General features: G+C 70.0%; 10 protein-coding genes and 1 pseudogene. 6 read left to right on the top strand and 5 right to left on the bottom strand.

Annotated features, from left to right (window positions below):
• Window positions 1-145 precede the first annotated feature (145 nt).
• A complete protein-coding gene (locus CCN37_RS11260) occupies window positions 146-823 on the bottom strand; it encodes an MBL fold metallo-hydrolase (RefSeq protein ID WP_086820676.1) in 678 nt (225 codons plus the stop codon).
• Between the two features lie 96 nt (window positions 824-919).
• On the opposite strand from CCN37_RS11260, the pseudogene CCN37_RS41420 reads away from it, so the two are divergent.
• A pseudogene (locus CCN37_RS41420) lies at window positions 920-1,912 on the top strand (acyltransferase family protein); the annotation flags it as partial.
• A 152-nt stretch (window positions 1,913-2,064) separates the two neighbouring features.
• On the opposite strand, the gene CCN37_RS11250 reads toward CCN37_RS41420, so the two are convergent.
• Window positions 2,065-2,865 (bottom strand): maleylpyruvate isomerase family mycothiol-dependent enzyme, encoded by an 801-nt coding sequence (locus tag CCN37_RS11250; protein WP_086820674.1) that lies wholly within the window; start codon window positions 2,863-2,865, stop codon window positions 2,065-2,067.
• Window positions 2,866-3,054: 189 nt separating this feature from the next.
• On the opposite strand from CCN37_RS11250, the gene CCN37_RS11245 reads away from it, so the two are divergent.
• Window positions 3,055-4,332: an MFS transporter gene (locus tag CCN37_RS11245; RefSeq protein WP_210407968.1), complete on the top strand. Its 1,278-nt coding sequence runs from the start codon at window positions 3,055-3,057 to the stop codon at window positions 4,330-4,332.
• Between the two features lie 160 nt (window positions 4,333-4,492).
• Window positions 4,493-7,453: an excinuclease ABC subunit UvrA gene (uvrA, locus tag CCN37_RS11240; protein ID WP_086820672.1), complete on the top strand. Its 2,961-nt coding sequence runs from the start codon at window positions 4,493-4,495 to the stop codon at window positions 7,451-7,453.
• Between the two features lie 220 nt (window positions 7,454-7,673).
• Here the strand turns inward: uvrA and CCN37_RS11235 are convergent, their stop codons facing one another.
• Genes CCN37_RS11235 through CCN37_RS11225 form a run of 3 tightly spaced genes read right to left on the bottom strand, consistent with a single transcriptional unit; the run spans window position 7,674 to window position 11,949 of the window.
• Window positions 7,674-9,068, bottom strand: coding sequence for a GntP family permease (locus tag CCN37_RS11235; protein ID WP_086820694.1), 1,395 nt, complete (start codon window positions 9,066-9,068; stop codon window positions 7,674-7,676).
• Between the two features lie 5 nt (window positions 9,069-9,073).
• Window positions 9,074-10,675 (bottom strand): amidohydrolase family protein, encoded by a 1,602-nt coding sequence (locus CCN37_RS11230; protein WP_371503989.1) that lies wholly within the window; start codon window positions 10,673-10,675, stop codon window positions 9,074-9,076.
• Entirely contained in the window at window positions 10,675-11,949 is a 1,275-nt protein-coding gene (locus CCN37_RS11225; protein WP_246842950.1) for an amino acid deaminase, read from the bottom strand. Before CCN37_RS11225 ends, CCN37_RS11230 begins: the two co-directional genes overlap by 1 nt.
• A 115-nt stretch (window positions 11,950-12,064) precedes the next feature.
• On the opposite strand from CCN37_RS11225, the gene CCN37_RS11220 reads away from it, so the two are divergent.
• Genes CCN37_RS11220 through CCN37_RS11210 form a run of 3 tightly spaced genes read left to right on the top strand, consistent with a single transcriptional unit; the run spans window position 12,065 to window position 14,201 of the window.
• On the top strand, window positions 12,065-13,018 hold the full coding sequence (locus CCN37_RS11220; RefSeq protein WP_256388035.1) for a sugar kinase: 954 nt from the start codon (window positions 12,065-12,067) through the stop codon (window positions 13,016-13,018).
• Window positions 13,015-13,803, top strand: a complete 789-nt coding sequence (locus tag CCN37_RS11215; RefSeq protein WP_086820671.1) for an IclR family transcriptional regulator — start codon at window positions 13,015-13,017, stop codon at window positions 13,801-13,803. Before CCN37_RS11220 ends, CCN37_RS11215 begins: the two co-directional genes overlap by 4 nt.
• Window positions 13,804-13,817: 14 nt before the next feature.
• Window positions 13,818-14,201 (top strand): RidA family protein, encoded by a 384-nt coding sequence (locus tag CCN37_RS11210; protein WP_086820690.1) that lies wholly within the window; start codon window positions 13,818-13,820, stop codon window positions 14,199-14,201.
• Window positions 14,202-14,325: the final 124 nt, after the last annotated feature.

Below are 14,325 nucleotides of genomic sequence, written 5' to 3'. Positions count from 1 at the left end.
TTCCTGGTCGACGCGGAATGCCTCGATGTCGATGGGAGTCGCATCGCGAGACAAGGCGGCGAACTGCGTCAGTGGCACGAGACGCCGACGTTGCACGCTTTCGCGTTGGACACTCATGGCTGAGGTCTGCCGTCCGTCGCTCAGTTCAGTAACCCCGCTCGCGCCACTCTGCGAGCTTGGGCCGCTCGGCGCCCAGCGTGGAGTCGTCGCCGTGGCCCGGGTAGAACCAGGTGTCGTCGGGGAGCATGTCGAAGATCCGTGCGGACACGTCGTCGATCAGCGAGACGAAGTCCTCCGGCGACCAGGTCTTGCCGACGCCGCCGGGGAAGAGCGAATCGCCGGTGAAGAGGTGGGGGTGCCCGGCGGGGTCGCGGTAGAGCAGGGCGATGGAGCCGGGGGTGTGGCCGCGCAGGTGGATGACCTCCAGGACGCACGCGCCGACCTTGAGGGTGTCGCCGTGCTCGGGCAGCAGGTCGCAGGGGACAGGCAGCTCGGGGGCGTCGAGGGGGTGCGCGGCGGTCTTGGCACCGGTGGCACCGGCGACGGCGCCGAGGGCCTGCCAGTGGTCGCCGTGGCGGTGGGTGGTAACGATGGTGCGCAGCTGCGGCCGGTCGGCGTCGTGGCCGAGGAGGTCGGACAGGCGCTCGGGATCGTTGGCGGCGTCGATCAGCACGGCGTCGTTGGTTTGCCGGCACACCAGCAGATAAGCGTTGTTGTCCATGGGGCCGACGGACAGCTTGGTGATCGTCAACTCGTCCAGAGTGCGGCGCGCGGCCGCTCCACCTGCGTCGACATGCCCGGTGTACTCGTCAACTACGTCCACGGGAACACACGGTAGTCCCTCGACCGAACAGCCCTCAGCTCCGCTTCAGGAGGCGGCTCTAGGCTTACCGCCGTAGATCATGTTCCCCAGCCCCCGGTGAGTGCCGTGCTGAACTCGCGAACCGCCCCAGAGCGTCCCCGGCGACGATCCGGCCGACGGATCAGCTGGGACGTGCTGCGCGTCGTTGCCATTCTCGCCGTCGTGGTGCAGCACGCCACGAACACCGGGCCGCACGACCACCCGGAGATCGGCGGGCTTCCCTGGTCCTTCACGCTGCTGATCGGCGCGAACTCGATCCTGATCATCTCCGCGTACTTCGTGTGCGTGACGCTGGCCCGCAGACCGCCGATCTACTTCCTCAAGCACCGCCTCGCCCGGCTGATCCCGGTGTACCTCTTCGCCGTCCTGCTCACCTACTCCGCGATCAAGCTCGTCGCGCCGGAGGGGTGGAAGGCGGTGCAGTCCAGCGACATCCTGCCGAACATGATGTTGCTGCAGCCCTGGGTCGGCGCTGCCTACATCGACTTCTCGTACTGGACGCTGACGATCCAGATCCCGGCGTTCATCGCGGCCGCGGCGCTCGCGGGCTCGGGTCTGGTGCGCGGGCGCGGGGTTCCGGTGCTGGCGTGGCTGATCATCGCGGTCCCACTGGGGATGCGCTGGTTCCTCGACGACCCGTTCGTCGCGCGGATCTTCGGGGCGCTGGTCCTGCACCACGCGCACTTCTTCGCGGTGGGCATCACCATCTGGCTGTGGTCGAGCAGGCGCATCGGCGCGGTCCACGCGCTGGCGCTGCTCGGAGCGGCCACCTACGCCCAGATCATCCAGCTCGGCGACGACATCCCGTCCTCGATCGGCGTCGGGGTCATGGTCGTGCTGATGTGCTTCGCCGCGCTCGGGCCGGACTGGGACATCGCGCCGATCCGCGCGCTGGCCAAGCCCATCAGGTGGCTCGCGGGCATCTCCTACGGCGTCTACCTGGCCAACCAGGAACTCGGGTACATCCTCGCGCGCAGGCTCGTCGACATCGGCGTCGGTCCGTGGCCCCGCTTCTTCCTGGTCGTCGCGATGGCGATCGTGCTCGGCTGGTTGCTGACGCGCCTCGTCGAGCAGCCGATCTACGACGCGCTGACCGCCGCCGTCCCACCGCTGCGCCGCGCCGCGCGCGTGCAGGTGCTGCGCACGATGCGCCTCGCCCTCGCCGTCCGGCTCGGCTGGGCGGTGCGCACCGGCGTCGCCGGTCAGATCCAGTCGGGCAGCCTGGGAGCGTCGCCGGACAGGGCGCTCGCGTCGCCTCGGCCGGTCAACCACGCGAGCACCGTGATCGCGTCACCGCGCACGGCACCGGTCGAGGAGTCGTTGGTGCCGTTCACGATCCACTCGCGCTGAGTGCCGTCGGGCAGATCGACCCGCAGCGCGAAGGGCGGCACGCCGTCCATGCCGTCGTAGTGCGCGACGGCGTCGTCGATCAGCTCCTCCTGCACCTCCTCGGGGAGGTCGGCCAGGTCGAAGCCGCACCGGAGATCAGCCAGGTGGATCCAGACCTCGCGCACGCGCAGCCACGGGATCTCGTGGCCGGTCAACGGCCAGCCGTCGCCGACGACCACCTCGGCCCGCCAGCCGGTCTCGGGCATCGCCCCGGCCGCCGCCGCGAAGCGCTCGCACGCCGCGATGAGGTCCTCCCGCAGCAACCGCCCCGACCGGCGCGCGCCCTCCTCGATGTCGGCGTCGCGGTCCGCCCGGCTCGCGTACATGGGGTGCTCGACGCCGGTTCTGGCCCAGGTCAGCAGGTTCAGCAGCGCGTCGGCGTTGCGCGCGAGGTGCGCGATGACGTGCCCCCTGCTCCACCCGTCGAGTGCGCTCGCGCCGCGGATGGTGCCCTCGTCGAGCCCGGCGACGACCTCCAGCAGCCGCTCGGTCGCGTGCTCCAGCGCGGCGAGGCCATCGTTTGCGCGGGCGGTGGCCTCCTCGACGCTCATCCTCGGCCGGGGGACCCTGGCCCGAACGGAACGGGCGCGCGATCCGGTCTCAGTGCCTGCCATGGCGTTCCTCCCGCGGTGGAGGTGCTCGGATGGAACCAGCAAGCCTAGGTGCGACTGCCCCGTCCGGGTACCACCCGATCGTGGATGGGTGTCCGTTTCGTCCGTCCCACTAGCTGGAAGTCCGGAGTAACCGAACGCGAATCCGCGTTCAATGCCGGTACCAGTCGGTATCGAGTCCGCGGAGGCACCGTGAGCAGCGAAGCAGCACCACCTCAGCACCGCAGGCGCGGGCTGGTCGCCGCCTCGATCGGCAACGGGCTGGAGTGGTTCGACTGGAACGCGTACGCGATCTTCGCCGTGTACTTCTCGACGCAGTTCTTCCCCAAGGGCGTCGACGGCTTGACGGCCACGCTGAGCACGCTCGCGGTCTTCGCGGTCGGCTTCTTCTTCCGACCGCTGGGCGGGATGCTGCTCGCGGCGTTCACCGACCGGCACGGCCGCCGCGCCGGGCTGACCCTGTCCGTGCTGCTGATGGCGGGCGGCAGCCTGGTCATCGCGGTGTCGCCGACCTACGAGCAGGTCGGGGTGCTCGCGCCGGCGCTGTTGCTGCTCGGCCGGATCGCGCAGGGGCTGTCCACCGGCGGTGAGTTCGCGGCGGCGTCGACCTACCTCGCGGAGCTGGCCCCGCCCGGCAAGCGCGGCCTGTACTCCAGCTTCATCTACGTCAGCAACGTGCTGGGCACCCTCGCCGCGACCCTGCTCGCCACGTTGCTGGTCGCGGTGATGGGCAAGCAGGGGTTGATCGACGGCGGCTGGCGCGTCCCGTTCGTCATCGGCGCGCTGCTGGGGCTCTACGGCCTCTACCTCCGCCGCACGCTGGAGGAGACCGAGGCCTACCTCTCCGGCGGTCGTGAGCGCAAGGTCACCCGGCCGACGCTGGAGGTGCTGCGCCGCTATCCCTTGGCAGCGCTCAAGGTCGTCGGTTTCACGGCGGGCGCGACCATCGCGTACTACACGTTCGCGGTATATCTGCCGACCTACGTGAAGTCCGCGCACAAGGTCGACGAGAGCGCCGCGCTGTGGGCCTCGACCGCGGCACAGCTCATCATGATCGTGGCGTTGCCGCTGTTCGGAGCGCTGTCCGACCGGATCGGCAGGCGTCCGCTGCTGATCGGATTCGCCGCCGGGTACGTGCTCCTGGTGGTGCCGCTGTTCGCACTGCTGAACTCCTCGGCGTGGTCGCTGTTCCTGAGCATGACGTTGGGGCTGCTACTTTTCGCGCTGTACGGAGCCGTCGCGCCGACCGCGATGGCCGAGCTGTTCCCGACCGAGGTCCGCACCGCGGGCATCGGCCTTCCCTACGCGCTGACCGTCGCGATCTTCGGCGGAACGGCGCCGCTGGTGGTCGAACAGCTGGGCGCGGTCGGTTTGGCGCACCTGTACCCGTGGTACATCGCGGTCCTGTGCTTGGTGAGCCTGGTCGTGTTCCTCCGCTCCCGGGAGACCAAGGACGTAGTCTTGGAGTGACAACGGCTCCTGACCTGCGTGAACAGGGCGGGGAACCGAGATTGTCAGACCCCCCGCCTAGCATGGGACCCGGCCAGTTGTGGACGCTCTCCCCGCCCCTCGGAAAGAGGGAGGGACGGGCCGCCCGCCGCCACCCAAAGCAAGCCTCGAAGGGACCCCCGTGGCCGACCGCCTCGTTGTTCGCGGAGCGCGCGAGCACAACCTGCGCAGTGTTGACATCGACCTGCCCAGGGACAGCCTGATCGTCTTCACCGGCCTGTCCGGGTCGGGCAAGTCCAGCCTCGCCTTCGACACGATCTTCGCCGAGGGGCAGCGCAGGTACGTCGAGTCGCTCTCCGCCTACGCGCGGCAGTTCCTCGGGCAGATGGACAAGCCGGACGTCGACTTCATCGAGGGCCTCTCGCCCGCGGTCTCCATCGACCAGAAGTCGACCAGCCGCAACCCGCGCTCCACCGTCGGCACGATCACCGAGGTCTACGACTACCTGCGGCTGCTCTACGCGCGCGCCGGAAAGCCGCACTGCCCGACCTGCGGCCACCTGATCAGCAGGCAGACCCCGCAGCAGATCGTCGACCAGGTGCTCGCGATGCCGGACGGCGTCAAGTTCCAGGTGCTGGCGCCCGTCGTGCGCGGCCGCAAGGGCGAGTACGTCGACCTGTTCGAGCAGTTGCAGGGCCAGGGCTACTCGCGCGTGATGGTGGACGGGGCGGTGCACCAGCTCACCGACCCGCCCAAGCTCAAGAAGCAGGAGAAGCACGACATCTCCGTCGTGATCGACCGGCTCACCGTGAAGTCCAGCGCCAAGCAGCGGCTGACCGACTCGGTGGAGACGGCGCTGCGGCTGGCCGACGGCCTGGTGGTGCTGGACTTCGTCGACCAGCCGGAGAACAGCGCGGAGCGGCAGCGCCGGTTCTCCGAGCGGATGGCCTGCCCCAACGGTCACGCGCTCGCCGTCGACGACCTGGAGCCGCGGTCGTTCTCGTTCAACTCGCCCTACGGCGCGTGCCCGGAGTGCACCGGTATCGGTGTCCGCAAGGAGGTCGACCCCGAGCTGGTCGTGCCCGACGACGAGCTGCCGCTGTCCGAGGGCGCCATCGCGCCGTGGTCGACCGGGCAGACCGCCGAGTACTTCCAGCGGTTGCTGGAGGCGCTGGCGGAGAACATCGGCTTCCGGATGGACACGCCGTGGCGCAAGCTCTCCGCCAAGGCGCAGAAGGCCGTGCTGCACGGCGTCTCGCAGCAGGTGCACGTGAAGTACCGCAACCGCTACGGGCGCGAGCGGGCCTACTACGCCAACTACGAGGGCGTGATCCCGTTCCTGGAGCGCCGCCAGGAGCAGACCGAGTCCGACTACATGCGCGAGCGGTACGAGGGCTACATGCGGGAGATCCCGTGCCCGGCCTGCCAGGGCAGCAGGCTCAAGCCGGAGATCCTCGCGGTCACCCTGGAGCACAAGCAGCGCGGCGAGAAGTCCATCGCCGAGGTCTGCGCGCTCAGCGTCGGCGAGTGCGCGGAGTTCCTCAACGGCCTCGTGCTCGACCGGCGGCAGAAGATGATCGCCGCGGCCGTGCTCAAGGAGGTGCAGGAGCGGCTGAGCTTCCTGCTCGACGTCGGGCTCGACTACCTCTCGCTCGACCGCGCCTCCGGCACGCTCTCCGGTGGTGAGGCGCAGCGCATCCGGCTCGCCACGCAGATCGGCTCCGGTCTCGTCGGCGTGCTCTACGTGCTCGACGAGCCCTCGATCGGCCTGCACCAGCGGGACAACCACCGGCTGATCGAGACGCTGACCCGGCTGCGCAACCTCGGCAACACGCTGATCGTCGTCGAGCACGACGAGGACACGATCCAGTCGGCGGACTGGGTGGTGGACATCGGCCCCGGCGCGGGTGAGCACGGCGGCAAGGTCGTCCACAGCGGGCCGTACAAGGACCTGTTGAAGAACAAGGAATCCGTGACCGGGGCCTACCTCTCCGGGCGCAGGGAGATCCCGCTGCCGCTGGTGCGGCGCGCGGTGGACCCCAAGCGGAAGCTGACCGTCGTCGGCGCGCGCGAGCACAACCTGCGCGGGATCGACGTGGACTTCCCGCTCGGCTGCCTGGTCGCGGTCACCGGCGTGTCCGGCTCCGGCAAGTCGACCCTGGTCAACGACATCCTGGCGACGGTGCTGGCCAACCGGCTCAACGGCGCGCGCCAGGTGCCCGGCAGGCACGTCCGGGTCAACGGCCTGGACGCGGTCGACAAGCTCGTGCAGGTCGACCAGTCGCCGATCGGCCGGACGCCCCGCTCCAACCCGGCGACCTACACCGGCGTGTTCGACAACATCCGCAAGCTCTTCGCCGCCACCACCGAGGCGAAGGTCCGCGGCTACCAGCCGGGCCGGTTCTCCTTCAACGTCAAGGGCGGGCGCTGCGAGGCGTGCGCCGGTGACGGCACCATCAAGATCGAGATGAACTTCCTGCCCGACGTCTACGTGCCGTGCGAGGTCTGCAAGGGCGCCCGGTACAACCGGGAGACCCTGGAGGTGCACTACAAGGGCAAGACCATCTCCGAGGTCCTGGACATGCCGATCGAGGAGGCCGCGGAGTTCTTCGAGCCGATCAACGCCATCCACCGCTACCTCAAGACGCTGGTGCAGGTGGGCCTCGGCTACGTGCGGCTCGGCCAGCCCGCGCCCACGCTGTCCGGCGGTGAGGCGCAGCGCGTCAAGCTCGCCAGCGAGCTGCAGAAGCGCTCCACCGGCAAGACCGTCTACATCCTGGACGAGCCCACCACCGGCCTGCACTTCGAGGACATCCGCAAGCTCCTCGGCGTGATCAACGGCTTGGTGGACAAGGGGAACACCGTGATCGTGATCGAGCACAACCTCGACGTGATCAAGACCGCGGACTGGCTCGTGGACATGGGCCCCGAGGGCGGCTCCGGCGGCGGCACCGTGATCGCCGAGGGCACCCCAGAGGACGTGGCCGGGGCCAAGGGCAGCTACACCGGCAAGTTCCTCAAGCCCCTGCTGGCCGCCGCGTCTTCCGCGCCCGTGAAGGAGACCGCCGCGCAGAAGGCCACCAAGAAGGCCGACGCCACCAAGCGCACCCGCAAGGCGACCAAGGTGGCCGCCGCCCGCTGACCCGACCCCGCAGCCAGCGCGCGTGGAGTGCGTCGCGCAGGCACGTCGAAGCACTCCGCTCGCCGCGTAACCCGTGTGCGTGCACTTGGTCCTGCCGCACTCTGACCATCCGTCGGGGTGGCCCGGAGAACCCGTTTCGTACTCAGAGCGGGAAAGAGCGCTCCCCAATCCTGCTATGAGTACGAAACGGGAGTAGGCGACCTCGGCGACGTTGCGGGTCCTAGACGACGGCCATCAACGCCGCGGCCACGGCGAAGCCGACGACGGACAGGATCGTCTCCTGCACGGTCCACGTCTTGAGCGTGTCCTTGGTGGAGATGCCGAAGTACCGCGACACGATCCAGAAACCGCCGTCGTTGACGTGCGAGGCGATGATCGAGCCCGCCGCGATGGCCGCCCCGATCAGCGCGAGCTGCGGCTGCGTCAGCCCGGCCTCGGCGACCTGGGGGCCGACGATGCCCGCGGTGGTCACGATCGCCACGGTCGCCGAGCCCTGGGCGATGCGCAGGCCGCAGGAGATCACGTAGGACAGCGCGATCAGCGGCAGCCCGGCCGAAGCGAGGGTCCCGGCGAGCACCTTGCCGACGCCGGTCGCCGAGAGCACCGCGCCGAAGAAACCACCGGCGCCGATCACCAGCAGCAACATGCCGACGGGGCGCAGCGCGGCGCTGGAGAGCTCGCCGATGTCCTTGGCGGTCATGCCGCGCCGCGTGCCCAGCAGCCAGAAGGCCAGCAGCACGGCGATGGTCAACGCGACGGGCGGGCTGCCGAAGAAGGTGAACACCGCGAGCAGCTGGCCCTTGGGCAACAGGATGCTGCCGAACGTGGCGAGCAGGATCAGCACCAGCGGCAGCCCGATGATGAAGCTGACCAGGCCCAGCGAGGGCTCGTCGCGGCCCTTGTTCTTCTCCGCCGCGACCTTGGCCGCCTCGATGAACTCCTCCGCGACGGGGATGTTGATGCGCTTGCCGATCCACGCGGGGAACAGCACGCCACCGACGATCCACGCGGGGATCGCGCAGGCCAGGCCCATGATGATCAGCCAGCCGAGGTCGACCTTCAGCAGGCCCGCCAGCGCGACCGGGCCGGGGTGCGGCGGCAGGAACGCGTGCATCACCGACAGGCCGCCGAGCAGCGGCAGGCAGTACAGCAGGATCGAGCGGCCGCTGCGCCGGGCCGCCACGTAGACCAGCGGCGCCAGCACGAAGATGCCGATGTCGAAGAACACCGGGATGCCGAAGATCAGGCCGGACAGGCCCATCGCCAGCGGCGCGCGGTTCTCCCCGAACGCGCCGAGCAGCCTGCGGGTCAGCACCTCGGCGCCACCGGAGGCCTCCAGGATGGAGCCGAGCAGCGTGCCGAGGCCGATGATCGCGGCGACGTGCCCGAGCACCCCGCCGAAACCGCTCTCCACCAAGGAGTTCTTGCCGCTCTGCGCGGAGCCGACGATCGCCTCGATGGACAGCCCGGCGCCGAGCGCGACCAGCAGTCCGGCGATCAGCAGCGCGATGAACGGCTCGACCTTGAACTTGATGATCATCAACAGCAGCACGGCGATGCCCACGCCGGAGAGGGTCAGCAGCCCGCCCGTTGAGTGTTGGAGCCAGTTCAGCAATCCTGTCACGCGACGACTCCAGTGGTGTGGGAGTTGCGCACGGCCCGGCCGGGCAGTGCCGAGGTCCTGGTGCCGTCGTCGACCACCGCGACCCCGTTGACGAAGACGTACGGGATACCAGTTGGACGGCTGCGCGGCTGGTCGAACGTTGCCGTGTCGGCCACCTTTTCCGGGTCGAGGAGCACGAGGTCCGCGCGGTAGCCCTCGCGCACCAGCCCCCGATCGGGCAGCCGCAGCCGTCGCGCCGCGTTCCCGGTCATGTGCGCGACGCACTCGGTCAGGCTCAGCACGCCGAGTTCGCGCACGTAGCGGGCGAGGTAGCGGGGGAAGGTGCCCCACGCGCGCGGGTGCGGGCGCTCGCCGACGAGCAGGCCGTCGCTGCCCACGGTGTGCGCGGGGTGGCGCATGATCGCGCGCACGTTCTCCTCGTGGCCGACGTGCATCAGGCACGAGGTGCCCAGTCGTTCGGAGATCAGCGTGTCGAAGTACAGCTCGCTCGGCGCGCGCCCGGCGGCCGACGCGGACTCGGCGACGCTGAGGCCGACGAGGTGCGAGTTCTCCGCGCGCCGGGTCCCGTTGATCTCGATCGTCGTCCAGTCCACGGCGACGCCGTGGCACCCGTCGGAGCCGGTTTCCTCCAGCTCCACCCTGATCCGCTCCCGTGTGTCCACATCGGACAACCGGGCGAGCGCGGCGTCTTGGCCGCCCTCGGAGACCCAGCTCGGCAGCAGCGCGGAGAGGTAGGTGGCGCCGGGCAGGTAGGGGTAGGTGTCGAGGCTGATGTCGCAACCCTCGGCGATCGCCTCGTCCACGATGGACAGCAGCTCGCCCGCCCTTCCCTTGTTCACCGGGAAATTCATCGTCGCGTGCGCCAGGTGCAACGGGCACCCGGAACCGCGCGAGACCTCGACCATCTCCGCGTACGCCTCGACCGCGCCAGCGCCGTAGCTGCGGTGGTGCGGGCTGTAGTAGCCGCCGTGCGCGGCCACGACGCGGCACAGCTCGACCAGCTCAGCCGTGTCCGCGTACATGCCGGGCGTGTAGGTCAGCCCCGACGACATCCCGACCGCGCCCTCGCGCAGTGAACGAGCGACCAGTTCCTTCATTGCGTCCACTTCGGACGGTGTGGGTGGGCGGTCCTCCCAGCCCACGCACATCATCCGCACAGTTCCTTGTGGTACCAAGTACGCCGCGTTGACCGCGATGCCCTGGTCCAGCCGGTCGAGGTACTCCGCGACACTGCGCCAGTTCCAGTTGAAACCCGCCGGGTCGTCGTTCCACCCCGCGAGCTGCTGGCGGAGCTGGGTCAGCACCGCGTCGTCGGCGGGCGCGTAGGACAGCCCGTCCTGGCCGAGCACTTCGAGCGTGACGCCCTGGCACACCTTCGCCTCGTGCGCGGGCTCGGCGAGCACCTGGAGGTCGGAGTGCGAGTGCATGTCGATGAAACCGGGTGCCAGTACCAGGCCGTCCGCGTCGATCACCCGCGAGCCGGTGAGCCGGTCGTGGCGCGCGATCTCCAGGATGCGCCCCTCCGACACCGCGACATCCGCGCGGAAGAGGTCCGCGCCGGTGCCGTCCGCGATCTGCGCGCCACGGAAGACCAGCATCAGAACCACGTCCTGACGTAGTCGACGACCGTGCTGCCCTCGACGACCGGGATCAACTGCCACTTGTCGAAGACCGTGCACGGGTGCGAGAGCCCAAGTGAAACCCAGTCCCCGACATCCACCTGGTCGTCCTCGGCCAGCCGGAGGAAGGCGTGCTGGTCGTTGAGCGCGCTGACCGTGCAGCCGGCCAAGGTGGACACGCTCGTGCCCGAGCGCACGAGCTGCGGCTCGGGAAGCCCCTCGTCGAAGGACACGTCGCGCTTGCCGACGGTCAGCAGTGCCAAACGGGACTCAGGGTGCGAGGTCACCTGCGCCCAGGCATGCAGTGCCGAGTGGAACGCGGTTCCGCCGCCGAGCCGGTGGTCGCGCGCGAACGGCGAGATCCCTCGGTAGAAGCCGTCGTCGTGCGTCAGGTACGCGCCGCTGCGCAACACCGGCACCACGTCGAGGCCGTCCGGCCACGGCTCGGTGATCGCGGCGGCGACCTGGTCGAAGTACGCGCTGCCGCCCGCCGTCACGACCGCCGGGCCGGTGAAGTGCTCGGCGAGCCGGATCGTCAGCTCGCGCAGGTTCACCAGGTACTTGTCCACAGTGGACTGCTTCGTGGCCCAGTCTCCGTGCGCCACAGCGGCTTCGTAACCCCCGGTACCCGCGAGGCGCAGCACCGGGCTGGCGGCGATCGCTTCGCCGACCGCGACGGCCGTGTCCAGCTCACGCGCGCCGGTGCGCCCGTTCTCCCCGCCCAGCTCCACGAGCACGTCCACCGGTCGCGCTCCGCCCGCCGCTGTCAGCGCCTCGGTCATCAGCTCGACGCCGCGCACGGAGTCGGCCCAGCACACGAACTCGAACTCCGGATCGCGATCCAGCTCGGCGGAGAGCCACCGCAGCGCGGCCGGGTCGACGAGCTGGTTGGCGAACACGATGCGCTGCACGCCGAAGGCCCGGTACACCCGCAACTGGCTGGCATTGGCGGCGGTGATGCCCCATGCGCCCGCGTCGAGCTGGTCGGCGAAGAGCTGCGGGGCCATGGTGGTCTTGCCGTGCGGCGCGAGCCGGAGTCCGTGCCCGGCGCACCACGCGGCCATGGTGTCGAGGTTGTGCCGCATAGCGGGCGCGTCGAGCACCACGACCGGGCCGAGGAACCCGTCCTCGAAGAGGTCCAGCCGCCGCTCCGCCGCCTCGGCGATGGTCAGCCCGTGCAACGCCTCGGGCAGGCCCTTGAAGCGCCAGTCGATGCGCTCGGCACGGCTCGCTTCGATCGCCGCACGGTCGATGGACGTCACGGGGCACCGCTCCTTCGTTGCGTCTAGTGCAACAACTATTGCGCTATGTGCTGCGAGGGTGTGTAGCATTCGCCGGGCCGGCCGGTCAACACATGGGGGGAGCACGGTGAACAGCTCGGGCGACGTGGTCTGCATCGGCGAGTCCATGGCCGTGTTCGTGCCCGCTGCCGCGCCCCGGAGCTGGACCGAGGGTGTCGGCGGCGCGGAGTCCAACGTCGCGTGCCACCTCGTCGGGCACGGCTTCCGCAGCCGCTGGGTGAGCGCGCTCGGCGACGACTCCTTCGGCCGCGCGGTGCTCGGCCGGGTGCGCGCCGCAGGCGTCGACACCACGGATGTGCACATCGACCCCGCTCGGCCGACCGGCCTGTACTTCAAGCAGCCCGGCGCCGTCACGTACTACCGGCGCGGGTCGGCCGCGTCCGCGCTCGGGGCCGACCTGCTCGACCGGATCTCCTTGGCGCACACGCGTTTGGTGCACGTCAGCGGCATCACCGCCGCGCTCTCCCCGAGCTGCCTGGACCTGCTGCGCGCGGTGTTGCGCGACCGGCGAGGCGACTACCTGGTGTCCTTCGACGTGAACTGGCGGCCCGCGCTGTGGGAGCGCGGCGGCGGACCGGAGTTGCTGCGCGAGCTGGCCGACTCCGCCGACATCGTGCTGGTCGGCTCCGACGAGGCCGAAGCGCTGTGGGGGACCGATGACCCCGCCCAGGTCCGTTCCCTGTTACCCGGGCCGAAAACCCTTGTGGTGAAACAAGGAGCGGACGGTGCCACGCTGATCGAGGACGGTCGGCGGGTGTTCGAGCCCGCGCTCTCCGTCGACGTGGTCGAGCCCGTCGGCGCGGGGGACGCCTTCGCCGCCGGTTTCCTGGCGTCCACTTTGGACGGACGCGAGCCCGGGAGGCGGCTGCGCGCGGGCCACCTCAGCGCGGCGGGGACACTGCTCACGCACGAGGACGTCGGCGAGGCGCTGCCCGCCGAGCTGGTGTCGGCGCTGCTGGAGGCCGACGAACCCGCGTGGCGCGGAGCCCGCGTCAGCACCGAAGGGGTGAGGCTGGGATGAGTCAGAGCCTGGACCGCGCGCTGGTCATCCTGCGCGAGCTGGGGGAGGGGCCGCGCACCCTCGACGACCTCGCCGCGACGCTCGACGTGCACAAGTCCACCGTGCTGCGGCTGCTGCGCACCCTGGAGAAGCACCGCTTCGTCCAGCGCGAGGGCGCGCGCCACCACCGGCTCGGCACGGCGCTGTTCGACCTGTCCTTCCGCGCGCTGGAGGAACGCGACGTCCGCCGCGCCGTCGAGCCGCACCTGCGCGAGCTGAACGCGCGCACCGGCCACACCGTGCACCTCGCCAGCTACGAGGCGGGCGAAGTGATCTACATCGACAAGTACGACAGCAGGCACCAGGTGCGGATGTACTCGCGCATCGGCAAACAGGCCGCGCTGCACTGCACCGCCGTCGGCAAGATCCTCGTCGGCGCCCTGCCCGAGCACGAGCGCCGCGCCGTCGCCCGCTCCATCCCCTACCCCCGGCTCACCGCCAACACCATCGCCGACGCCGACGCGTACCTGGCCGAGCTGGAGCAGGTCCGGCAGTGCGGCTACGCGGTCGACCGGCGCGAGCACGAGGACTTCATCCACTGCATCGGCGCACCCGTGCGCGGGCCGCGCGGCGAGGTGCTGGCGGCGATGTCGCTGTCCGTTCCCGAGATGCTGCTCGACTTCGAGGGCCTGCTCGGCCTGCTCCCCGAACTGCTGGCCGCGGCGCGCGCCGCCTCGGCCGACTGCGGGTGGCGGCCGGAGGGCGCTCAGGAGAACCCCACCGATCGAGGAAGGACTCCGAGATGAGGAAGGACAACGAGATGAGCAAGCAGGAGATCCGCACCGCCGAGGCCCCCACCCCGGTGGCGAAGTTCTCCCAGGGGGTGCGCAAGGGCAACATCCTCCAGGTCGCGGGCCAGGTGGCGTTCGACCCCAAGACCGGCGACGTCGTCGGCACCACCGTCGCCGAGCAGACCCGGCAGACCCTGAAGAACGTCCAGGCCGTGCTGGCCGAGGCGGGCGCCTCCCTCGACGACGCCGTGATGATCCGCGTCTACCTCACCGACGTGGCCCACTTCGCCGAGATGAACGAGGCCTACGGCGAGTTCATGACCACCGAGCCCTTCTCCGCGCGCACCACCGTCTACGTCGGCCTGCCCGCGGGCCTGCTCGTCGAGATCGACGCCCTCGCCGTCCTCTCCTGACCCACGCGAATGCCGCATTTGGTCCGTTGAACGTGCTGAACGAGTCATTGGTGTGGTTCAACGTGCTGAACGAGTCATTCGGTGCGTTCAAGCGCCTCAATGACTCGTTCAGCACGGAAGCGCG

It is taken from the genome of Allokutzneria sp. NRRL B-24872 (assembly GCF_002155965.1).
Classification (GTDB): domain Bacteria; phylum Actinomycetota; class Actinomycetes; order Mycobacteriales; family Pseudonocardiaceae; genus Allokutzneria.
This window is presented reverse-complemented; position numbering and strand designations above follow the sequence as displayed.